Below are 23,421 nucleotides of genomic sequence, written 5' to 3'. Positions count from 1 at the left end.
AAGTGGACAGATTACCTAACCCGCTTTCCCGTTTCGTCAATGACCTTCTCGCCATCCTCTTTGGTAAACGCTCCTTTCTGACCTTCCGGAAGAATATCCAGCACTATTTCCGAAGGGCGGCAAAGACGAGTACCGAGCGGCGTAACGACTACCGGCCGATTAATCAGGATTGGATCTTGAAGCATGAAATCAATCAACTGCTCATCACTAAATTTCTCTTCATCAAGACCCAGGCGTTCATAAGGTTCAGCGTTTTTACGCAGCAAGGCGCGCACTGTAATCCCCATATCTGAAATAAGTTTAATAAGCTCATCACGGGTCGGGGGAGTATCGAGATAATAAATTATTGTCGGTTCGTTGCCGCTGTTGCGGATCATCTCCAGCGTGTTACGTGAGGTGCCACAGGCCGGGTTGTGATAGATGGTAATATTGCTCATATCAATATCTCGCTACAAGGTGACAGAGAGCCGCCACGCCAGCACAGCCAGAGTGACGAAAAGCACGGGCAGGGTCATGATTATGCCGGTGCGGAAGTAATATCCCCAGGTGATGGTCATGTTTTTCTGTGCCAGCACATGTAGCCACAGCAGGGTTGCCAGACTGCCAATCGGAGTGATTTTCGGGCCTAAATCGCAGCCAATCACGTTGGCATAAATCATTGCCTCTTTGACGACGCCTGTCGCCGTACTTCCGTCAATCGACAGCGCACCAATCAGCACCGTCGGCATGTTATTCATTACCGACGACAGGAACGCGGTCAGGAAGCCGGTGCCGAACGTTGCTGCCCATAACCCCTTTTCTGCCAGCAGGTTTAGCACGTCAGACAGAGACTCCGTGAGCCCTGCATTGCGCAGGCCATAGACCACCAGGTACATGCCCAGTGAAAAAATAACTATCTGCCATGGTGCATCGCGCAGGACTTTTCCTGTGTTGATGGCGTGACCTCTTTTCGCCACTATGAACAGTACTGCTGCGCCAGTAGCGGCTATCGCACTTATCGGGATCCCAAGAGGTTCCAGAACAAAGAAACCGACAAGCAGCAAAAACAGGACAATCCAGCCCGCCCTGAACGTTGCCGGATCCTTTACCACACTGGCAGGCGTCTTCAGCAGCGAAACGTCATACGTCACCGGAATATCCCTGCGGAAGAAGAGATGCAGCATGACCAGCGTGGCCGTAATCGCGGCCACATCTACGGGGATCATCACGGAGGCATACTGCGTAAAGCCCAGACCGAAAAAGTCCGCCGAGACGATATTCACCAGGTTAGAAACAATGAGCGGCAGGCTAGCCGTATCTGCAATAAATCCTGCGGCCATGACAAAGGCCAGTGTCGTGCCCTGACTGAATCCCAGTGCGAGCAGCATCGCAATTACGATCGGCGTCAGGATCAGTGCGGCTCCGTCATTGGCAAACAGTGTAGCAACAGCAGCCCCAAGCAAGACTATCCAGCTAAACAAAAGGCGGCCACGTCCGTTACCCCAGCGGGAGACGTGCAGTGCGGCCCATTCAAAGAAGCCGGACTCATCAAGCAGCAGGCTGATGATGATGACCGCAATAAATGCCGCTGTCGCGTTCCAGACGATATTCCAGACAACGGGAATATCAGCGATATGGATGACTCCAGTTACCAGCGCCAGCACAGCCCCGATACTCGCACTCCAGCCAATACTCAGGCCTCCGGGTTGCCAGATCACCAGTATCAACGTCAGTAAAAATATACTCCCCGCCAAAAGCATCTCAGACTCCGTTATATATGATTATGTGAATTTGTTTTCTTTTCTCAGCAGGAGATGCAGGCTGATTTATCTAGCCATTTACACAAATCCTCCCGCATACACTGCCAGGACGTCGTGATTGTCTCAGCTGCCCATGCCGGTATGTGGGGTGACAGACGATAGTGGATCCATTTGCCTTCACGACGGTCCAGAACCAGCCCGGCCTCACGAAGGATAGCCATATGTCGCGAGACTTTGGGTTGTGATTCGGAAATGGCTGCGCAGATATCACAAACGCACAGTTCTCCTGACTCCCGGAGAATCATGACGATGGCGAGCCGAGTTTCATCCGACAGGATTTTGAAAAGCTGAACAGGTTGTAGCATTTTTCACTCCGTTCCCTTTAGAATATATATATGATAAATCATATGTGTTAAATTTGAAATCATCTACTCTCTCCGGAGGAGAAAAATGGAACAATTTCCTGCCCTTAATATTGAATTCTTTGATCAACACATCGCTGAACGCCTGAACCTGCAAGCGCCACCACGGATTCTTATCCTGTATGGCTCAGTAAGAGAGCGCTCCTACAGCCGCTTTGCCGCGGAGGAAGCCGGTCGTCTTCTGACTGCAATGGGCGCGGAGGTGGAATTCTTTAACCCCTCTGGTTTACCCCTGCCTGATGATGCGCCAGACACGCACCCTAAGGTCACCGAACTACGCGGCCTGGTCAGATGGAGTGACGGGATGGTGTGGAGTTCCCCTGAGCGGCATGGGACGATGAGCGCGGTGATGAAGGCGCAAATAGACTGGATACCCTTAAGTGAAGGCGCGGTTCGTCCTTCGCAGGGCAAGACACTTGCAGTGATGCAGGTCTGCGGTGGTTCGCAGTCCTTTAATGCGGTGAACCAAATGCGCATTCTGGGCCGATGGATGCGGATGTTCACTATCCCCAACCAGTCCTCCATTGCTAAGGCATGGCAAGAGTTCGACGAAAACGGCCGAATGAAACCTTCGTCATGGTATGACCGTATCGTCGATGTAGCCGAGGAGCTGTTTAAAATCACGGTGCTGCTTAAGGGACAAACTGGTTATCTTGCAGATCGTTACAGCGAGAGAAAAGAGAGCTATCAGGAGCTTTCATCCCGTGTCAATCAGGACAAAATTTAACGTATATTTTTCGTGAATCCATACTGCATGAGATTAATAACATCCACTATGGCACAAAGGAGATATCCCATCCTGTGTCAGAATATGAAAAACTACCTTGAGGTGAACTAGTAACTCTGGTTATGACGTGGCGCTTGCGCGTCATGATGCAAAACTAATTTTGATGTTTAATGAAATCCTGGTTGCACCCAAGCTAAGCGCTTCATGCTAAATTTTAGGCGAAGGAATAACAGAAGTCCTGTCCATTGCGTGTTATAACCGAGGTTGAAAACCGGCACACTGGCGGTTGAGAGGCATCGCATGAAATTACAAATCACAAGAGCAATTGGCCTCAGTAAGCTCTCTCCACGTTGGGTTAAGGTTATCTGCTTACGGTTAATTAAAAATGATATTGAACGCTCTCTCAACGCTCTTCTGGTCAAAATTGATGAATCTGAACTATCTACGGAGCAACTTAAAGCGTTTAAGGAATGCGTTGAAAGAATTAACCTGGCACGAGGTAAGGGGATGCAGGCGTGAGCATTTTTAATTAAGCATTTTTCGATGCTGCATTGGTGATGATGGCTTTTATCCAAAAAATTTCGCAGGCGAATAGTAGTCTAAGCGTTTGATAAAAGGTAAGCCCAAACCGTATATGCGCGGCGCGTTTGCTGCGCAAGAAATGGTTACCAGGTCAAATCTGTTTTTCAGTGTGACGACTCAACTAGATATCACCACGCACAGTCCCTATCTCGTCTTCTTTCTCATCAAAGGGAGAAAAAACTTTTAGGCACCCAAATAGGCCCCTAAGAAAAGTTGAACTAGCAGTTATTCAAATTAATTCAATAAATTACACAACCAATTCAGACTCCGCCAGCTCCACCAAAATTCTCCATCGGTGATTACCAGAGTCATCCGATGAAGTCCTAAGAGCCCGCACGGCGCAAGCCCTGCGGGCTTTTTTGTGTCCTCAATTTGTCCTGCGAAGTCTGAAGCCAACTAATTAAATTCACACCTTTTAGGCATATAATAAAGCTTTATTAATTACGAGACGCTAAAAGACTATGTAATTCCGGTAAGAACAAGCCAGACAGTAAATAGAACCGTTTCAGTTCCATTCATTTTTTGTGACTTCGTTCAAATAAAGAAGATGCCGACATCCTATCGGCGTAATATTTTTTAGTTATTCATAGGGGACTTCATTCAACGCACTTAAAAGATAAAAAGACCACTAAAAAAAAGTCAGCATCATTAACACCATTAATCAGTTAGTAGCATATATCAATATAGGAAATTATCATTATATAGTGGTCGGTAATTAATTATGCCCGTTCTAATCATAACCTATTTTTTAAGTAAGAATGCGCTGAAGGTGAAATATCTGTTCCTAAACATGTACGTCCGAGCTCAGAAGCAGCAATTAAAACGGCACCGGAACCAAAAAATGGATCACAAACAGATTCACCTTGAATGGTACTTTGTTCAATCAATATTTTCATCAGATCAACAGGTTTTTCGGTTGGGTAGCCTCTTGCAACTCTCTTGGCCTCAAGAATGTCAGGTATCCCCAAATTATTGAGCTTCCTCTTACCTTTTTCAAAAAATAATACAAACTCATATTTGGCACGATAATGATACCCCATTCCAATTGACATTTTGTTCCAGACAATCGGCTTCCAAAATTTAAAGCCTACTTCTTCAGCAACTGGTTTCAAGTGGAACATTGTTTCTTGATCACAAAAAATATAAGTATGTCGATTATTTTTAAGAACACGGTACATTTCCGTCAAAAGCTCTCCAAACCTATGATTTGGGAAGATAGAGAACCACTCATTACTTGACGACTTACTTACTTTCAAACGAGTGGTTGTTCCTACTTTTCTATGTTTTTCAAGTGATTCGTAAGGAGGATCTGTCACAAAAAGATCAACACTCCCAGTCGGGAGTGTTTTAAGCCATTCTACTGCATCTAAATTATTTAAATTCATTAAGTTATCACTGTATTGCATAATCTCTGTTGGGTGAGATCAACCGGTGAAGATTGTCCTTTATCTGCCCCCCTACAGTCAATACAATAGCTTTGAGCACCATCAGGGTTGGTGGGTGTGACTCTGGCTTCCGTTGTACCAAAATCCTCAGGATAACGTCGAAATATATGCTGTTGACCATGAGTAGAGGAACAAAGCGGACAACTTTTGTGTTTACCATCTATAGACCAAATCCCTTTATTCAGAGCTTTACCACAACAACTACATGCAGCCATAAGAACCTCCCTTTAAAAAATCGGATAAAGATGATTTACATTCCCCAAAATCACCTTTGATAGATTTATCTTCTATCTTTTAAGCAGAGTCAACAAAAAAAAACGAAACAATTACCAAAATAATGAAACCGTGATCAACAACAAATTCCCATAAAAAAATCAGTGGGTTGAATGTTAGTTTAACAATAAAATAAATTTTGAACGTGTGTCTATCATTCATTTCAATTAAACGCCACTGATAACTTCCGAAAGGAAGTTTACAAAACGTATGTAACCTGAATTACATTTGAATCATTAAAAAATTGGTTAAAAGAATTATATTCTTAAATTACAATTTCATTTAAAATCAATAAGTTAAATCCGATCAACAATTAAAAACATTAGAGTATATCTTTCATTATAATAGCCAATTGTCGCGACTGCTAATACTCTACAATGCCTATTCGACATTTTTCTTTCGCTAAATGTTTCCCTTTGACAAACATCAACGACACCTCCCCTCCCTTTATGCAGAATAAAAAAACACCACCCAGCGCTACGGATTAGCCGCCTCAACCCGGAAGGAACCGCAACCATGTACAAACCCATAACCATCATAATCTTCATTCTCCTGACCCTCGCCGCCCTTGCTGAAATAGGCTTTTTATCCTTTGGATAATCCTCAGGCGAAATACTCCTCATCAGGGCACATTGATCTCATTACAGTTTTTTCCTAAAGCCATCCCGCTTCGCCTGTGCCATGCTGAATCACGCTCATAACCGATAACGTTAAATGAGGATATTATGAAAAAAACAATTATCGCATTATCTGCCGTTCTGCTGGCTTCCCCAGTATTTGCTGCGACCACACATGCAACTGACGATACCGTCGCTGCGGCGAACGCAAACGCCAACGAGGCGAAGCAAAAACTGCACGAAGAGCAGAACAAAGGTGAAGAGCTGAAGCTGAAACAGAAGCATGCTGCTGAAGGCAAAAGCGAGAGCCTGGGCAGCAAGGTCAGCGAAGATTCCCAGAAAGCCTGGCATAAAACCAAACAAGGCACTGAGAAAGGGTGGGATGCCACCAAAGAAGGCGCTGAGAAAGGCTGGAACAAAACCAAAGAAGGTGCCAGCGAGCTGGAAAAGAAAGTCACTGAGTAATCCCTTCGAAAGGCCGCGCACGCGGCCTTTTTTATTCCCCACTTCTCTGCGTTCTCAAGGCTACACTTGTCACCAGGTCCGGTTATCGCGCTCCGGTTGAAATAATGTCAACAAAGCCGAATAGATCCCGGAGGTAATGCGTTTACTCCCTGCCCCCCTAAAAGAGATCCTGAGATGCTGCGACGCCTGGTGATAGTGCTTGTTTTGGTTTGTCCGTGGGCGATGGCAGCCCCGAAGAGCTACATAATCGACACCGATAACACCGACATTCGGCTATCCTGGCATGCCTTCGGCGGCATCCTCTCATGGGCGACGTTCAGCGGCGTGACGGGCGCCGTCACGATCAACCCGGAAAAGGACGTCGACGACCATATTCACGTTACCATTCCCGTAGCGACTCTCGTGGCCTCAAACAAGCTGCTCACCTGGCAGCTGAAAAGCGACATGTTTTTTGAATCAGAGCGCTACCCAACTATTGAGTTCATCAGCTCTCGCGTGGTCGCCCAGGGCGACGGGCGGTTCAGGGTGTTCGGCACGCTGACCGTGCGCAATATTGCCCGCCCGGTGATCCTGGAGGCCATCATGAAAGACACGCTCGCGCAGGCCCTCACGCTGGATGCCACGACGGCGATCTCGCGCTCGGCCTACGGGATGGATAAGTTTGCGCTGGTGGTGGACGATCGTATTGCCATCGACATTGCGATTAAGACGAACGACGTGCCGTCATCCTGAGATGAGCCGCTGTAGCTGCTCCGCGTTTCCCCGCAGGTGAGACGGCGGGTTGCGGCCAATCAGGACAAACTGGTAGCCCGCCTCCTGCCACCACGCCAGGTTCATGCTGTGCCGCTGCTCCTGGCGAAGAGAGGCCGTCGTCTTCTCATCAACAGGAGAGATACAGAGCGCCATCGGGCCGTAGTCGGCGTTGATCCAGGCAATCTGCGCGATCGAGGTGGTTTCATAGCGCAGCATGCGCACCATTTTCAGCTCTGCCCCCTGCAGGACAAGCTGCGACATGTGCAGCTTCATGCCGATATCCTGCGCGGCCCGGTCCAGCCCGCGCTGCAGGACCGGCGTTGCGCTGTCCATATCCAGCAGCGTCTCGACGCTGTACAGGGACATATATTGCGCTTCCAGGTCACGAATATGGGCGTTCTCATCCGAAGGCGCGGAAGCGGGCCGCATCAGGTAGCCCAGCCCGGATCCGACCATCAAAAAACTAACCGACGCGGCAATCAGCGCCCGCCTGCTGACGCCGATCGGCGTGGAGGACTGTGCATCGGGAATCGCTGCCAGACGCGCCTGCATCGTCTCCAGAGGGGCGTCATCCAGCAGGGAGGCAAACGCCCCGGCGAAATCCTGGCTGCTTTTCATCAGTTCGGCGGCTCGCCCGGAGAGGCGTTCGTCACTTTTCAAGTGTTCTTCAAATTGCTGCGCGTCGGCGCGGCACATCTCGCCATCGATCCATGCCACGATAGCGTCGTCGTTATAGGGCGGTGCAAAACGGTGCGAGTTCAAGAGCGTTTCTCCTTTACCGGAGGCAGTGCGTCAGCGGACCCGGCAAGCCGAGCCCGTGCCGTCGCCAGCCGGCTCATCACGGTGCCGATCGGCACCGCCAGGGTCTCCGCCGCCTCCTGGTAGGTAAAGCCTTCGACATAAACCAAAAATACCGCGTTGCGCTGGGCTTCAGGCAGCGCGTTAACGCGCTGCATCACCCTCAGGTAATGCAGGCGCGTCTCATCCTGTTCGCGGGTGTCCGGCGCCAGAAGCTCGTCGCTGGCCACAAATCCCTGCCCCTGACGAACGTGTCGTGCCCGAAGCTCAGAGATCCAGATGGAGTGCAGTATCGCGAACAGCCACCTGTCAATGCGCGTGCCCGGCGTATACTGGCAGCTTCTTTCAAGCGCACGCACGCAGGTGGACTGAACCAGCTCTTCGGCGATATCCCTGTTTCGCGACAACACCAGCCCATAGCGCCAGAGACGCGGCAGGTGTGCGGCTAACTGTTGACGAACCTCACTGGTAGCGATTTGTTTACCCTCCACCAGAAAATCAGGATTCCGGATGGCCGTTGATAGCGGCCTGCAGGTCTCGGTACTCCTCGCAGGACTGGCCACAAATACCGGCAATGACCTTGAGCTGTTCTTTCGCGAGGTCAGGACGTCCTTTCACCATCCACGCTTCCCCGAGATACTCCCGGGCTTTGGCATAATCCGGTGCGATAGCCAGCGCTCGCTGGTAGTAACCAATGCCTTCGTCCGTGCGGCCAAGTTTGCGCGTGGCAAACCCGCGATAGTTCCACGCTTCAGCCGTATTGCCATTTTTCAGCGAATCAAGCAGATTCAGCGCCGCCTGGTATTCCCCTTTCTTTGCGAGATGGTACGCATAGTTGGTTTTGTCCTGGTCGCTGAGGCTGCTGCTCTTGTCCGGCACGCATTTCTGGGTGGCGCTGTCATACACCTGTCCGGAAGGACAGTCGGGCGTTTTGCTCTCGGTACTATTATTGCCCATTGCCAGCGCCAGGGGGGACAGCAGGGAAAAAATCAGCACCGGGATTAAACGAAACGAGGTCGTGTTCATATAAAGCTCCAGGGTAAGAAGGAAGTGACGTCAGTAAACGCCCGACTGACGATTTTTATTCATTCTCCTCGTAATTTTTTTACCGTCGCAAAATCATGCTGACGTCGTAGCCCCAATGAAAATGAATCAGGTTATTTTATCCTTGTTTTAACGTTATTATTTTCGCGTGATAGCAGAATTTAAACCCATCATAAGAATATATTTTATTGCGCAGGTGATATAATATATCTTATATCAAAAACGTTACCCTAACTTAAATAGATATTAAGCACAATTAAACAATAACGTTTTACATTATATTAAAAGCACCTCCTACCAATTATCACACTGCCTGACCCACATTAATAAATAACATCACGATACGAAATTAAATTCATATAAAACATAATGTTGTATCAATGCCATTATTAACAACACCAATATATCAATGCCTTCCTCACTGTTTCCGCATTTATTTACGAAAGCTTAAGTTGCACAAGCCGTGTTTTCTGTCTATATCATTTTTATATCCTCAAAAATAATTCCTCTATTAATTACAGGGTTTTATACGACAAAAAACACCAATAAAAACGGTTCTCTTTCATAAGTAATTAGATTCGCTCTGATGTTGCCACTCTGAATCCTGGCGGGCATCGTGCGCGCTAAAACAACGGTCAGTGCTGCGTTATAACAGCGACTGCGCCGGGGGCGCCCTTTACCTTCTGCAGAGATGGCTCGTCTTGCTCGCCGTTCATGACACATCTGCTGGAGTAATACCTAAATGAGCCAAATCTCTGTTATTTCGAAACTTACTGGCGTGGAAACGACCACGGAAGGCACACAGATTACGCTGAGCCATTCCTCTATCGTTGAGCTTCATGTCGAGCGAGCGAGCGTCTCCCACTTCGCGCGAAATGGTAACGATCTGCTGGTTACGCTGCACTCCGGCGAGGTGATCACCCTTAAAAATTTCTACGTCACGGACGCGCAGGGTGTGAGCCAGCTGGTATTGCAGGACAGCAGCGGTGCGTTATGGTGGATAGAAGATCCTACCGGAGCCGCCACGTACGAATCCATCACGTCTACGGACGTGCTGCTCGCGGCCTCCGGAAGTGATACCGGCGGTGCCGCCATCTGGCCATGGGCACTGGGCGGCATTGTCGCCGCGGGCGGCATCGCGGCGGCGGCAAGTGGTGGTGGCGGCGGCGGCGGTGATGGCGATAATGGCGGCAATAACGGCAATAACAATGGCTCCAACCCCAGCAACCCCAGCAAACCCACCGTTCCTGCCGATCCTGGCGATCCGGATACGACACCGCCGAATGCGCCTTCCGGTCTCAAGTTCTCTCCAGATGGCAAAACCGTCACCGGTACCGCCGAACCCGGCAGTACCATCACGCTGAAAGACGCAAACGGCAATGTCATTGGCACAGGAAAAACGGGCAGCGACGGCAACTTTACCGTCTCTCTCGGCACGCCGTTGACCAACGGTGAGCAGGTAACAGCCACCGCGACGGATGCCGCCGGCAATACCAGCCCGGGCACAACGCTCAACGCGCCGGACACCACCGCGCCCGATGCGCCAGCAATCACCAGCGTAACGGACGATATTGCCCCGCAGACGGGGGCAGTCAGCAACGGTGGCAGCACCAACGATCAGCGCCCGCAGATTACCGGCACCGGCGAAGCGGGCTCGACCGTGACGATTTATGACGGCGGAGTCGCCATTGGTACGGCGGTCGTGGCCAGCAACGGTACCTGGACCTTTACCCCGTCGGCGGCCCTGAGTGAAAGTACTCACCAGATTACCGTTCGGGCAACTGACGCCGCCGGCAACACCGGCCCAGCCTCACCGGTGTTTACGCTGACGGTGGATCTTACTCCGCCGGACGCCCCAACCGCGATTGTGCTGACCGACGATACGGGCCTTATCAGAGGAACAATCACGTCGGGCGTACCTACCGATGCTTCAAAGCCGATCCTGGCGGGAACGGGCGAGCCCGGTGGGACCATCACCATCTACGATAACGGCGTGGCGATTGGCACAACAACGGTGCGGCCCAACGGCACCTGGAGCGTCACGCCAGACCGCCCGCTCCAGGACGGAGCGCACTCAATTACCGTCACTGAAACCGATGCCGCCGGGAACAAAAGCGCGGCATCGGAGCCTGTCAGCTTCATCGTGGACACCACGCCGCCGTCTGCCCCAGGAAACCTCGTGGTTTCAAATGATGGCACTTCCATCAGCGGTATCGCGGAGGCAGGCAGCACGGTGACCATCCGCGAAGGTAACGTCACCCTTGGCACAGCTGTTGCCGATAGCCAGGGTAACTTCAGCCTGACGCTGACCCCAGCGAAGCTCAACGGCGAGATCCTGACCGCTGACGCCACCGACGCGGCAGGCAACACGGGGCCTGCAACCTCTGCGGCGGCACCGGATATTACCCCACCGCAGACCCCGATTATCGTGTCTGTGATTGATGACGTGCAGGCCACCACCGGTCCCGTGGGCCCGAACGGGCTTACCAACGACCGGGCGCCTACCGTGAACGGAACGGGCGAGGCGGGCTCGACCATCACGATTTACAACGGCAGCGATGTCCTCGGTACGGTGGTTGTTCCCTCCTCCGGCCTGTGGAGCTTTACGCCGCCCACACCGCTGACCGATGGCACGTACGTGCTGACGGCAACGGCGACGGATCCCGCCGGAAACCCGAGCGGCATATCAACCACGTGGACAATTAACGTCGACGGGACGGCACCTGGCGCCCCGGTGATTTCACAAGTCGTGGACGATGTTCCCGGGCGTACCGGCTCGCTCGATATCAATGAGACCACCAACGACGCCACCCCGACGCTCAGCGGTACCGCCGAACCAAACGCGACGGTCACCCTCCGCGTGGACGGTGTTGCTATTGGTACGACCGTCGCCAATGGCCTCGGCGTATGGATCTTTACGCCTTCCTCGCCGATCGGTGAGGGGCCGCACGCCCTGACCGCCGTCGCGACCGACGCGGCAGGTAACACCAGCGGCGTCTCCAACACCTGGACTCTGACGATTGACAGCGTTGCGCCTGCTGCTCCGGTTATTACCCAGGTGATAGATGATGTGCCGGAGCGCCTCGGGGCGCTCAACCCGAACGACAGCACCAACGACACCACGCCGACGCTCAACGGCACGGCTGAACCAGGCTCAACCGTCACCATCCGCCTGGATGGCGCCGATCTTGTTACGGTCCCGGTCGACAACAACGGCGCGTGGACCTATACCCTCACCACGCCTCTTGGCAGCGGACCTCATACCTTTACCGTCGTCGCCACCGACGCGGCGGGTAACACCAGCCAGCCGTCAAACGGCTTCACCCTGACCGTCGATATCACTCCACCGGTGGCCGCCACCATCGCCACCGTGACCGATGACGTCGGCGGCGTTCAGGGCACGCTCAGCAGCGGCGATACCACGGATGACACCAAACCGCTGCTGCAGGGCTCCGCCCCGGCTGATGCGGTGATCACCATTTATGACGGTGCCACCCTGCTCGGCACTGCCACCCTCGACGGCAGCGGCGGCTGGAGCTTTACGCCCGTTAATCCGCTCACCGACGGCCCGCATTCCCTGACTGTTCACGCCACGGATGCCGCCGGCAATACCACCATTTCCAGCCCGTTTGTGTTGACGGTAGATACCGTCGCGCCTGCCACGCCGGATATTCCGGCAATCACCGTCAATCCTGACGGAACGGCAACGCCGCTGAACCCGGGCGAAACCACCCGCGACACCACGCCAACCCTGAGCGGTACCGGCACGGCGGGCGATACCGTGACGATCTACAACAACGGCGTCAAACTTGATGATGTCATCGTGGACGGTACCGGCCACTGGACCTGGACGCCATCAACCCCGCTGCCTAACGGCACCTATGACATTACCCTGACCGTGACCAATATGGACGGCACGGGCAACGAAAGTGCCCCGTCGCAGCCGGTAACCATCACCATTGATACCGACCCGCCGGCTACGCCTGCGGCACCGATCGTCACCGACAGCGTCACCCAGATCACCGGCCCCGTTCCCGATGGTGGCACCACCAACGATCCGCGCCCGGTGCTGAGCGGCACCGGCACGCCGAACGACGTAATCAACATCACTGACACGGTCAACGGCGGCACATCGTCAGTCGTTGGCACCGTCACGGTAGACAGCAACGGCAACTGGAGCTGGCGCCCTGGCAGCGACATTGCGGAGGGCAGCCACGTCTATACCGCCACCGCCACCGATGAGGCGGGCAACGTCTCTGACCCGTCGCCAGCGATTACGATTACCGTGGATACCGTGGCGCCGGATACGCCGGTCATTAGCGCCGTCGGCGGTGAGCCGAACGGCGGCTACACCACGGATACCACACCGACCGTGGGCGGAACCGGCGTTAACGGTGAGACGGTGATCGTCTACAACAACGGCGTCGAGCTGGGCCGCGTCGTGGTGGCTAACGGAGAATGGAGCCTGACGCTTCCAACACAAACGGACGGCCCGCTAAACATTACCGTGGCGGGCGTGGATGCAGCGGGCAACGTTAGCGCGCCGAGTTCGGTCTTTACCGTCACGCTCGATACCGTTGCGCCTGGGATACCGCAGATTAATACCGTCTCAGACAGCCAGCTCACCAACAACGTGCTCTATACCCGCGACGGTACGCCGACCCTTACCGGGACCAGCGAACCCGGCACCACCGTTATCGTCTCCGTCGACGGTATCCCGTCGGGCGTGCCGGTGACAATACAGCCGGACGGCAGCTGGAGCTGGACAGCAGGCACAACGCTTTCGGATGGTTCGCATACGTTCACCGTCTCGTCTGTCGATCCTGCCGGTAACACGTCAGGAAGTTCAGCCCCGCTGAGCGTGACGGTGGATACCCTGGACCCAGCCGCCCCGGGCAATCTTAGCCTTGCTCAAGAAGGTACGCCGCTGACAGGCACCGCCGAAGCAGGCGCACTCATCACCGTTAAGGATAGCGACGGTAACGTCATTGGTACCGGGGTTGCGACCGGCGGGAACTTCTCCATCGCGATCAGCCCGGTCCCGCAGGATGGCGCGGCGCTGACCGTCAGCGCCACCGATGCCTCCGGGCGTACCAGCCCTGATGCGACTTACAATGTTACCGGTACGCTTCCGAATCTTCCTGACGTGCCCGTGATCACGGCGATCAACGACGACGTCGCCCCGATCACTGGCGACGTGAAGGACAAAACCACCAACGACACTACCCCAACCCTCACCGGTACGGCTCAGGCGGGCAGCCTGATTACCCTCTATCTGGACGGTAGCACGACGCCATTGACGACGGTAACCGCCGACGGCAGCGGCAACTGGAGCTATACGTCACCCGCGCTTGGCGAAGGGCTGCACACCTTTGAGGTGACCGCGACCCTCAATAGTCTGACCAGCGGCCGCTCTCCGGCGGCCAGCGTCACCGTCGACCTTACCGCGCCGGGCACGCCAACTATCGGCGCGGTGATTGACGACGTCGGTCCGGGCACCGGCCCGCTGACCAGCGGCCAGACCACCAACGACAACCAGCCGACCCTCACCGGCACCGGCGCGGTGGGTGATACCATCTCCATCTATAACAACGGGACGCTGCTGGGCAGCGTGGTCGTCGGTAATACCGGTACCTGGAGCTACACCACGCCCGTCCTGACAGAGGGCAACCATGTCCTGACCATCCGCGAAACCGATCCGGCAGGAAACCAGAGCGGTTCTTCGGCGGGCTTCACCGTCGTGGTGGACTCCGTTTCCGCCACGCCGGTCATCACCAACGTCACGGATAACGTCGGTAACGCCGCCACCACGGTGGTCAGCGGGAGCGAAACGAACGACGCCACGCCAACCCTTTCGGGGACAGCGGACGCAAACAGCGTGGTGACCATTTTCGACGGCGGCACGCAGATTGCCGTGGTCACGGCTGACGGCACCGGCGCGTGGACGTTTACCCCTGACACCGCGCTCGGCGAAGGCTCGCACAGCTTCACCGTCCGGGCGACCGATCCGCAGGGCAACGTCAGCGCGGTCTCTGCCTCCTGGAGCGTGGTGGTTGACCTGACGGCACCGACGGTTCCAACGCTCGATAATGTGAACGACAACGCCCCTGGCGGCGTTACGGGCAACCTCACCAGCGGGCAAACGACCAACGACAGCACCCCAACGATTAGCGGCACCGGACAGGCGGGCAGCACGATTCACATCATGAACAACGGCACGCAGATTGGCACTGCTATCGTTGACGGAAGTGGGAACTGGTCCTTTACGCCGACCGCGCCGCTGGGCGACGGCAGCTACTCCCTGCGCGCGTATGCAACGGATACGGCAGGTAACGCCTCGGCTAACTCATCGGTCTTCGCCTTTACCATTGATACCGCGGCCCCTGGCGTACCGGTGGTAACCAGCGTGATTGACGATATCGGTCCGGTTACCGGGACGCTCACGTCGGGCAACAGCACCAACGACGCGCGTCCAACCTTCAACGGCACGGGCGAAGTGGGTTCTACCGTGCACGTGATCGTTGATGGCAACGAAATTGGCACTGCGGTGGTCAATGGCCAGGGCAACTGGACCTTCACCCCGGGTACCGATCTGGTCGACGGGCCGCACGCCATCACCTTCAACGCCACCGACGCGGCAGGCAATACCGGCAGCACGACGACGCCGTTTAACCTGACGGTGGACACGGGCGTGCCGTCGGCGCCGGTCATTTCGACCGCAGCTGACAACGTGGGCAGCATTCAAACCCCGCTCTCTTCCGGGCAGAGCACCGACGATACCACGCCAACGCTCAACGGCACCGCGACCGCCAACGCCACGGTCACCGTGTATGAAAACGGGCAGCCGGTCGGCACCGTTCAGGCGGACGGTACCGGCGCATGGAGCTTTACGCCGTCAACGCCGCTGGCCAGCGGCAGCCACACCTGGACCGCCACGGTCACCGATGCAGCGGGCAACGTCAGCCCGACCTCGCCGACCTTTACCCTGATTGTTGATACCGCGGCACCGAACGCGCCGGTTATCAGCCAGGCGATAGACGACGTGGGCAGCATCACCGGCCCGCTTACGTCCGGGCAAACAACCGACGACACGGTACCGCGCCTTGTCGGGACCAGCGAACCGTTTGCCACCGTGAAGATCTATGAGGGAACTACGCTTGTCGGAACGGGCACCGCGAGTGACACCGGTAGCTGGAGTATCTTGCTCAACACCACGCTGACGGCGGGAGCGCACAGCTTCACCGCGCAGGCGACGGATGCGGCAGGCAACACCAGCGTGTCGTCCACCAGCTTCAGCCTCACCGTCGACATCACGCCGCCAGCGCTGCCGGTGCTGACCAGCGTTCTTGATGACGTGGGCAATGCCGCAACGCCGGTTGTGAACGGCGGGTTTACCAACGACGCGCAGCCGACCCTCAGCGGCACGGCGGAAGCGGGATCGACGGTGAAAATCTTTGATAACGGCGTACAGATCGGCAGCGTGACGGCGACCGGCGGAGCGTGGAGCTTTACGCCATCCCCGGCGCTGAGCAACGGTCCGCACAATTTGACCTTTACCGCCACCGATGCGGTGGGCAACGCCAGCGCGCCTACCGCCGGGTATGTGATTAACGTCGATACCCTCGCGCCGGGCGCACCGGTCATCAGCTCGGTCATTGATGATGTCGGCAGCGTCACCGGGCCGGTGACCGGTACGAATCCGACCAACGACACGCGCCCAACGCTTAACGGGACAGCCGAAGCAAATGCCACGGTCCGGATCTACGATGGCATCACGCTGGTGGGCACGGTGACCGCCGATAGCAGCGGCAACTGGACCCTGCCGCAAACCACCACGCTGACGCAAGGAACGCATAACTTCACCGCCACGTCCACCGATGCGGCGGGCAACACCAGCGTGGCGTCAACCGTGACGACCATTATCGTCGATACGACCGCCCCAACGGCGCCGACCGGGACCTTCAACGCCGACGGTAGCGTCCTGACCGGGACTGCGGAAGCAGGCAGCACCGTCGCTATCCGCCTTGCGGACGGCTCGACGGTAACCGCCATTGCGGGCAGCAACGGCACCTACAGCTACACCTTCATTAACAAACAGATCGAAGGCCAGACGCTGCAGATCACCGCCACCGACGTCGCAGGCAACACCTCGCTGCCGGGCTCCGCCCTTGCGCCGGTGGTGCCGCTCTCCGCCAGCAATAACGTCGAAGAGCTGGACCTCAGCACCACGGCAACCGTGACCAACAGCCAGTACAGCGATTATGGCTTCCTGCTGGTCGGCGCCGTGGGCAACGTCCTGACGCTGCTGGGCAATGATACCGCCCAGGTGAACTTCACGGTGGGCAGCGGCGGCAGCGCGGATATCGTGGTGAACGCCAACGCTACCGGGGCGGTGCTCTCTCTGCTCAACACACTGGAGCTGGTGGTTCAGCATTACGTCAACGGCGCCTGGACCACCGTGGTGGATACCGGCCAACCGCAGTTTGCCGATCTGCTGACCCTCGGTGCAACCGGCGTATCGCTGAACCTCAGCGGGCTGGCTGACGGCAACTATCGCGTGCTCAGCTACAACACCAACCTGCTGGCGACCGGCTCCTACACCAGCCTCGACGTGGCGGTGAAAGAGACCGGTCCGGGTACGGTCACGGGCGATACCAGCCTTAACGGTAACGTGATCCTCGATACCGACCCGACCGCCGGCAGCGACAACGCGCCGGCTGGAACCACCCTCTCCGCTGTCACTAACGCCCAGGGCGTCACCACCAGCGTGAACGCCGACGGCACGGTGATCCAGGGTCAGTACGGTACGCTGACCATTAACCGCGACGGCAGCTACACCTATAACCTGACCGACACCAGCGCGTCGGTCATTGGCCGGACGGAGAGTTTCACCTACACCATCACCCATAACGGCGTCAGCGCGTCGGCACAGCTGGTGCTGTCTCTGGGTGCCGGCACGGTTATCAACGGCATTGTCGCCGTTGACGACACCAACGCCCTGACCTTCGACACCACCGTGCACGAAATCAATAACGGCGCCTCGTCTCAGGGCGGCTTTACCCTGGTGGGCATTAATCTCGGCAGCACGCTGGGGCTTAACCTGCTGGACGACATGACCAACCCGATAATCTATAACGTGGAGGAAGGCACGACCCGCACCATGACCATTCAGGCCTCCGTGGGCGGCGTGGCGCTGGCGTCGGTATTCGATCTGTACGTCTATAAGTTCAACAACGCCACACAGACCTTCGAGCAGGTTCGCGTCGAGTCGGGCTGGCTGCGCGCCCCGCTGCTGGGGGGAACGTCATCCCAGCTGACGCTGAATCTGCCTGCCGGTGAGTACCTGTTCTTACTCAATACCGCCTCGGGCATCGCCGTCCTGACGGGCTACACGCTGAGCGTCCTGCAGGATCATGTCTACAGCGTGGCGAGTATCAGCGAAACCACCACGGGCGACGTGCTGGCGAATGACCCTGTTCCGGCGGGCACGGTGGTCACCGAAGTAAACGGCGTGACGGTCAACAGCAGTGGAACAACCGACATTCAGGGGGAATACGGCACGCTGACCATCAATTCGTCCGGCCAGTACACCTATACCCTGAGAAGCGGCGTGGGGGCGGACCATATCAGCACGCCGGACACCTTCGTCTACACCGTTACCGCGCTAGACGGCTCGAAGGATACGGCATCGCTTAACATCACCCCAACCGCGCGGGCGATGGATGCGGTGAACGATGTCAGCAGCACGATGGATGTAACGTCAGTGCACCATACAACCGCCTACTCGGATACGACCGTAGGCAGCGCAAGCTGGAGCACGCTGGCGCTTCCCTCATCGGGTAGTGGTAGCGGCACCTTTGTGGTGGATCCAAACACCGCCCTGCATAATGCAGTACTGCACTTCAACGTGGCCTCGCTCCTGTCACTGGGTGGATTGACGGTCAACTGGACGCTGTCACTGGACGGCACAACCATCCGCACCGGCTCATTTAACGGCGGCATATTGCTGGGCGGTAATGCGGATGTTCCTTTAACAGGTCTTGACCTGAGCGCAGGCACTTACACCCTGAGCTATACCGGTAACGTTGGTGCACTAGGTGTAGGCACCATCACTATCACCCCAAGCGTCACGGGCACCAGCTACTCTCTGTCACAATTCGACGCGACCGGCAGCCACACCGTCAACGGCAATATCTTTGACGGCACCGACTCAGGCGGCGTGCTGGATCAACTCCACTCGGTGGATACCCGTCTGAGCGTGACCGGTTACAACGGCGTGGCCACCACGCTGGATCCGTATACCGGCAGCGCAACGGTGAACATCACCGGCCATTACGGCATCCTGGCGATCGGCGCAGACGGTCATTACACCTATACCCTCAACAGCGGGGTATCGCTCTCATCCATGACGTCGAAGGAGACCTTCAACTACACCCTGACCGATTCTGCCGGGAGAACGGACAGCGCCACGCTGACCATCAATATGGCGCCGCAGTTCATCAGCTCGGAGCATAACGACGCCATCACCGGTACGGCCTACGGCGATACGCTGATTTACCAGGTGCTGAACAGTACGGTAGGGAATGCCACGGCGGGTAACGTCAGCAGCACTGCGGGCGATCACTGGACCGGCTTCTCGCTGGCGCAGGGGGACAAGATTGACATCGGCGATCTGCTGGTGGGCTGGAACGGTAGCGCCTCGACGCTGGGGAATTATCTCCATGTCACTAATAGTAATGGCAATACCGTGATCTCCATCGACCGTGACGGTACAGGGAGCACCTACACTAATACCACGCTCGTTACGCTTGATGGCGTTCAGACCACCTACGACGAGCTTGTTAACCAGCAGCACATCATTACCTGATAACACCTGCAAGAGATGACCCGGGCGCACAGCGCCCGGGCATAAATAATAAAGCCGTACTCTTTTTAATAGGGACATGACATGGGAATGAAGATGCCTTACTGGTGGCTCTCGTGCTGCCTGATATCTGTGCCCGCTCTCTGCGCGAACCCGGCGGCAACCATCAATACCGGACAGCTCCGCGAAACGCAGGAACTCCCCTCGCTCAATGGTCGCGTGGCCCCTGCGGCTGGCCAAGCCGCTCCCGGTTCATTACAGCTTGGCGAGGCCGTCAACCGCGCCGTCACCTGGCACCCGGCCATCAGCGAAGCCGTGGGGAAACTCTACCAGCAGAGCGAAGAGGTAGACGTCGCGAAATCAAAATACTATCCGCAGATTAATGCCGGCGTGGACAACGGCTATTCCCATGACGGCGATCAGAACGGCTTTACGCCGTCGCTGGTGCTCTCTCTCTCACAGATGCTCTACGACTTTGGCAAAGTGGACAGCCAGGTGCGCGCCGAAAGCGCGGGCGTTGCCCAGCAGCAGGCCAACGTGCTGGTGAGTATCGACACCATCGCTCACGATACCGCCATCGCCATGGTGCAGGTGCAAACCTTGCAGCAGATGGTCGAGACCGCCAAAGAGCAGCTTGCGGCCCTCTCTTCCATCGGCACGCTGACCCGCCAGCGTAACGACGAAGGGGCCACGTCGCTCTCTGACGTAGTGCAGACCGATGCCCGTATCGAAGGCGCGCGCGCCCAGCTGATGCAGTACCAGGCCAGCCTGGACAGCGCCCGCGCCACCCTAATGAGCTTTCTCGGCTGGAACAGCCTGAACGCGGTCGGCAACGATTTCCCGCAAAAGCTGGGCCGGAGCTGCGACATCGCCGAGCCGGACGACCGCCTGGTGCCCGCCGTTCTCGCCGCCTGGGCGCAGGCTAACGTCGCCCAGGCTAACCTCGACTACGCCGACGCGCAGATGACGCCAACCGTCTCGCTGGAGCCGGAGGTGCGCCACTACATGAACGATCGCTATGCGGGGAGTGAAACCCGGGATCGCACCCAGTATTCCGCCTGGGTGAAAGTGCAGATGCCGCTCTACCAGGGCGGCGGCCTCACCGCCCGGCGTAACGCTGCCGGACACGCGGTGGAGGCGGCGCAGTCCACCATTCAGCGCACGCGTCTTGACGTCCGCCAGAAGCTGCTGGAAGCCCGCAGCCAGGTGATGAGCCTGCAAAGCACGCTGCAAATCCAGGGCCGCCAGGAGGCGCTCAGCGCCCGCACCCGCGAGCTGTACCAGCAGCAGTATCTTGACCTCGGCTCGCGCCCGCTGCTCGACGTGCTCAACGCCGAACAGGAGGTTTATCAGGCGCGCTTCACCCAGCAGCAGACCCTCGGTCAGCTGCACCAGCTGCAGCTCAACTGCCTGTATAACACCGGGCAGCTGCGTCATGCGTTCGATCTTGATAACCGCACCATCCAGACCGTGGAGATCCAGCCATGAAGCAGCGTGATATCCCGCAAGGTGAAAACATGACGGATGAGGCGCTGGCGCAGTGGGCGCAGGCCTTTGGTTTTGTCGCCACGCGCTACCGCGTCGCCTGCTCGCCCGGCGCGCTAATCGCAGGCGCACCGTGGCTGAAAGGCAAACCGATGGTACCCGCCCTCACCCAGCTGGCCCGCGAAGCGGGGCTGTCGTTTCAGCTCCTTACCGACGATCGGCAGGCGATCAACAGCTGGCGTCTGCCGGTGGTGGTGGCGATGCATGACGGCAGGATCGGCGTGATCGAGCATTTCGACGGGGACGATACGCTGGAGGTCAGCTTTTTCGGCGATGAGACCTACACCAACCGGCTGTCGATGACGGCGATGCTGCCCGCGATCCGCCACGTTATTGCCCTGCGTCCACTCGCCGCGCTGAAGGACAGCCGCGTGGACGCCTATATTTCAAAATACCGCCCTGACTGGCTCTACCGTCTGGTGATGCGCGACCTGCGCCCCTACAGCTGGGTGATGCTCGCCGCGCTGTTTATCAACGTGCTGTCGCTCTCCGGGATCGTCTTTTCCATGCAGGTCTATGACCGGGTGATCCCCGCCCAGTCCTATCCGACGCTTTACGTCCTGACCATCGGGGTGCTGATTGCCACCCTGTTTGGCTTTGTGCTGCGCGTGGCGCGCGGGCACATTATGGATCTGCTGGGCAAGCGCTCGGATATGCGCGTTTCGGATCGCGTATTCGGGCACGCGCTGCGGCTGCGCAACAGCGCGATCCCCCGCTCCACCGGCAGCTTTATCTCCCAGCTGCGCGAGCTGGAGCAGATCCGCGAGATGGTGACCTCGTCCACCATCTCGACGATTGTCGACCTGCCCTTCTTTTTACTCTTCGTGGTGGTGCTGGCGATCATCGCCCCGCAGCTGGCGTGGATCGCCCCGGTCGCGGCGGTGATCATGGTCCTGCCCGGCCTGCTGATGCAGAAGAAGCTGGCGGAGCTGGCGAAGCAGTCAGCCCATGAATCGACCCTGCGCAACGCGGTGCTGGTGGAGAGCGTGCAGGGGCTGGAGGACATCAAGCTGATGCAGGCGGAAAACCGCTTTTTGCAGCAGTGGAACAGCTATATCCAGATCACCGCGGAATCCGGCCTGCGCACTCGCGAGCTGACGCAGAACCTGATTAGCTGGGGGATGACCATTCAGAGCCTGGTCTACGCCGGAGTGATTGTAGTCGGCGCCCCGATGGTGATCGACGGCACCCTGACCACCGGCTCGGTGGTCGCCGCGTCTATGCTGGCCTCCCGCATGATCGCCCCGATGGCGACGCTGTGCGGCGTGCTGGCCCGCTGGCAGCAGGTCAAAGCGGCAAAAGAGGGGCTGGACAGCATCATGCAGCTTCCCACCGAAAACCAGCGTGAGGAGACGCCGATCCGCCAGGACGTGCTGCGCGGTCACTACCTCTTCGAGCAGGCGCAGTTCCGCTATCAGCCGGACGATCCGCGCATGGCGCTGCGCATTAACCGGCTGGAGATCAAGCCGGGAGAAAAAGTGGCGATCCTCGGGCGCAACGGCGCGGGCAAATCGACCCTGCTGCAGGCCATGGCGGGTGGGATGGATCTGGCGGCCGGCGAGCTGCGGCTCGACGGCTTCAGCCTGCCGCATCTCGACGTCGCCGACGTCCGGCGCAACGTCGGCTTTATGACCCAGAACGCGCGGCTGTTTTACGGCACCCTACGCGAAAACATCACCCTCGGCATGCCGCGCGCCACCGACGAAGAGATTTTTGAGGCGCTGGAGCTGACCGGCGCGGCAGGCTTCGTGCAGAAGCTGCCCAAGGGGCTGGACTACCCGATCATGGAAAACGGCGTGGGGCTTTCCGGCGGTCAGCGGCAGTCGATTCTGCTGGCGCGAATGCTGCTGCGCGATCCGAATATTGTGCTGATGGATGAACCCACCGCCTCGCTGGACGAGCACACCGAGCGGGAATTCATCCAGCGCCTGGGCGACTGGCTCGGGCATCGCACCCTGATTGTCGCCACGCATCGCGTACCGGTGCTGGAACTGGTGGAGCGGGTTGTGGTGTTGAAAGAGGGGATGCTGGTGATGGACGCGCCGAAAGCCCAGGCGCTGAACAACAGCCGCATGCAGCAACAGCAGCAGCAGGCAGCAACCGGACGGGAGTGGAAAAATGAAAATCAGTCAGCGTGACGTGGCGGC

14 protein-coding genes are annotated in these 23,421 nt (G+C 56.9%); 7 read left to right on the top strand and 7 right to left on the bottom strand.

Translation table 11 applies throughout. From position 1 onward, the window contains the following. Positions 1–11: 11 nt before the first annotated feature. Genes arsC through V4835_RS05840 form a run of 3 tightly spaced genes read right to left on the bottom strand, consistent with a single transcriptional unit; the run spans position 12 to position 2,104 of the window. Positions 12–437, bottom strand: coding sequence for a glutaredoxin-dependent arsenate reductase (arsC, locus tag V4835_RS05850; RefSeq protein ID WP_024274588.1), 426 nt, complete (start codon positions 435–437; stop codon positions 12–14). Between the two features lie 12 nt (positions 438–449). Beyond that, positions 450–1,739 (bottom strand): arsenic transporter, encoded by a 1,290-nt coding sequence (locus tag V4835_RS05845; protein ID WP_047057999.1) that lies wholly within the window; start codon positions 1,737–1,739, stop codon positions 450–452. 44 nt (positions 1,740–1,783) lie between these two features. Further along, a complete protein-coding gene (locus V4835_RS05840; protein WP_047057998.1) occupies positions 1,784–2,104 on the bottom strand; it encodes a metalloregulator ArsR/SmtB family transcription factor in 321 nt (106 codons plus the stop codon). Positions 2,105–2,189: 85 nt separating this feature from the next. Between V4835_RS05840 and arsH the strand changes: the two genes are divergently transcribed. Both arsH and V4835_RS05830 read left to right on the top strand, forming a co-directional pair. Beyond that, a complete protein-coding gene (gene arsH, locus V4835_RS05835; protein WP_047057997.1) occupies positions 2,190–2,888 on the top strand; it encodes an arsenical resistance protein ArsH in 699 nt (232 codons plus the stop codon). 300 nt (positions 2,889–3,188) lie between these two features. Further along, entirely contained in the window at positions 3,189–3,407 is a 219-nt protein-coding gene (locus V4835_RS05830; RefSeq protein WP_010434242.1) for a hypothetical protein, read from the top strand. Positions 3,408–4,204: 797 nt separating this feature from the next. Here the strand turns inward: V4835_RS05830 and V4835_RS05825 are convergent. Further along, positions 4,205–4,876, bottom strand: coding sequence for a DNA-methyltransferase (locus tag V4835_RS05825; protein ID WP_331411501.1), 672 nt, complete (start codon positions 4,874–4,876; stop codon positions 4,205–4,207). A gap of 1,037 nt (positions 4,877–5,913) precedes the next feature. Here V4835_RS05825 and V4835_RS05820 point away from each other — a divergent pair. Then, complete coding sequence (locus V4835_RS05820) at positions 5,914–6,270, top strand: hypothetical protein (protein WP_029740047.1); 357 nt, start codon at positions 5,914–5,916, stop codon at positions 6,268–6,270. Between the two features lie 174 nt (positions 6,271–6,444). Next, complete coding sequence (locus V4835_RS05815) at positions 6,445–7,002, top strand: YceI family protein (protein ID WP_331411500.1); 558 nt, start codon at positions 6,445–6,447, stop codon at positions 7,000–7,002. On the opposite strand, the gene V4835_RS05810 is transcribed toward V4835_RS05815, so the two are convergent. From V4835_RS05810 to V4835_RS05800, 3 genes are read right to left on the bottom strand one after another with little or no spacing between them, the layout of a single operon-like run. Beyond that, positions 6,994–7,785, bottom strand: coding sequence for an anti-sigma factor family protein (locus V4835_RS05810; protein ID WP_331411499.1), 792 nt, complete (start codon positions 7,783–7,785; stop codon positions 6,994–6,996). The genes V4835_RS05815 and V4835_RS05810 overlap by 9 nt on opposite strands. Then, entirely contained in the window at positions 7,782–8,312 is a 531-nt protein-coding gene (locus V4835_RS05805) for an RNA polymerase sigma factor (protein ID WP_331411498.1), read from the bottom strand. Before V4835_RS05805 ends, V4835_RS05810 begins: the two co-directional genes overlap by 4 nt. Positions 8,313–8,319: 7 nt before the next feature. After that, the gene (locus V4835_RS05800; RefSeq protein ID WP_023294382.1) at positions 8,320–8,847 is read right to left on the bottom strand and encodes a tetratricopeptide repeat protein; all 528 of its coding nucleotides are present in this window, start codon (positions 8,845–8,847) and stop codon (positions 8,320–8,322) included. Between the two features lie 760 nt (positions 8,848–9,607). Here V4835_RS05800 and V4835_RS05795 point away from each other — a divergent pair. The 3 genes from V4835_RS05795 (at position 9,608) to V4835_RS05785 (ending at position 23,412) form a co-directional block, all read left to right on the top strand. Continuing rightward, positions 9,608–19,732 (top strand): BapA/Bap/LapF family large adhesin, encoded by a 10,125-nt coding sequence (locus V4835_RS05795; protein ID WP_331411497.1) that lies wholly within the window; start codon positions 9,608–9,610, stop codon positions 19,730–19,732. Between the two features lie 81 nt (positions 19,733–19,813). Next, positions 19,814–21,217: a TolC family outer membrane protein gene (locus V4835_RS05790; RefSeq protein ID WP_063144147.1), complete on the top strand. Its 1,404-nt coding sequence runs from the start codon at positions 19,814–19,816 to the stop codon at positions 21,215–21,217. Next, complete coding sequence (locus V4835_RS05785) at positions 21,214–23,412, top strand: type I secretion system permease/ATPase (protein ID WP_063144148.1); 2,199 nt, start codon at positions 21,214–21,216, stop codon at positions 23,410–23,412. Before V4835_RS05790 ends, V4835_RS05785 begins: the two co-directional genes overlap by 4 nt. Positions 23,413–23,421: the final 9 nt, after the last annotated feature.

It is taken from the genome of Enterobacter cloacae complex sp. CARB60 (assembly GCF_036487345.1).
GTDB classification, from domain to species: domain Bacteria; phylum Pseudomonadota; class Gammaproteobacteria; order Enterobacterales; family Enterobacteriaceae; genus Enterobacter; species Enterobacter asburiae_D.
The sequence above is the reverse complement of the archived record's forward strand: the minus strand, read 5'-3'. Positions and strand labels throughout refer to the sequence as shown.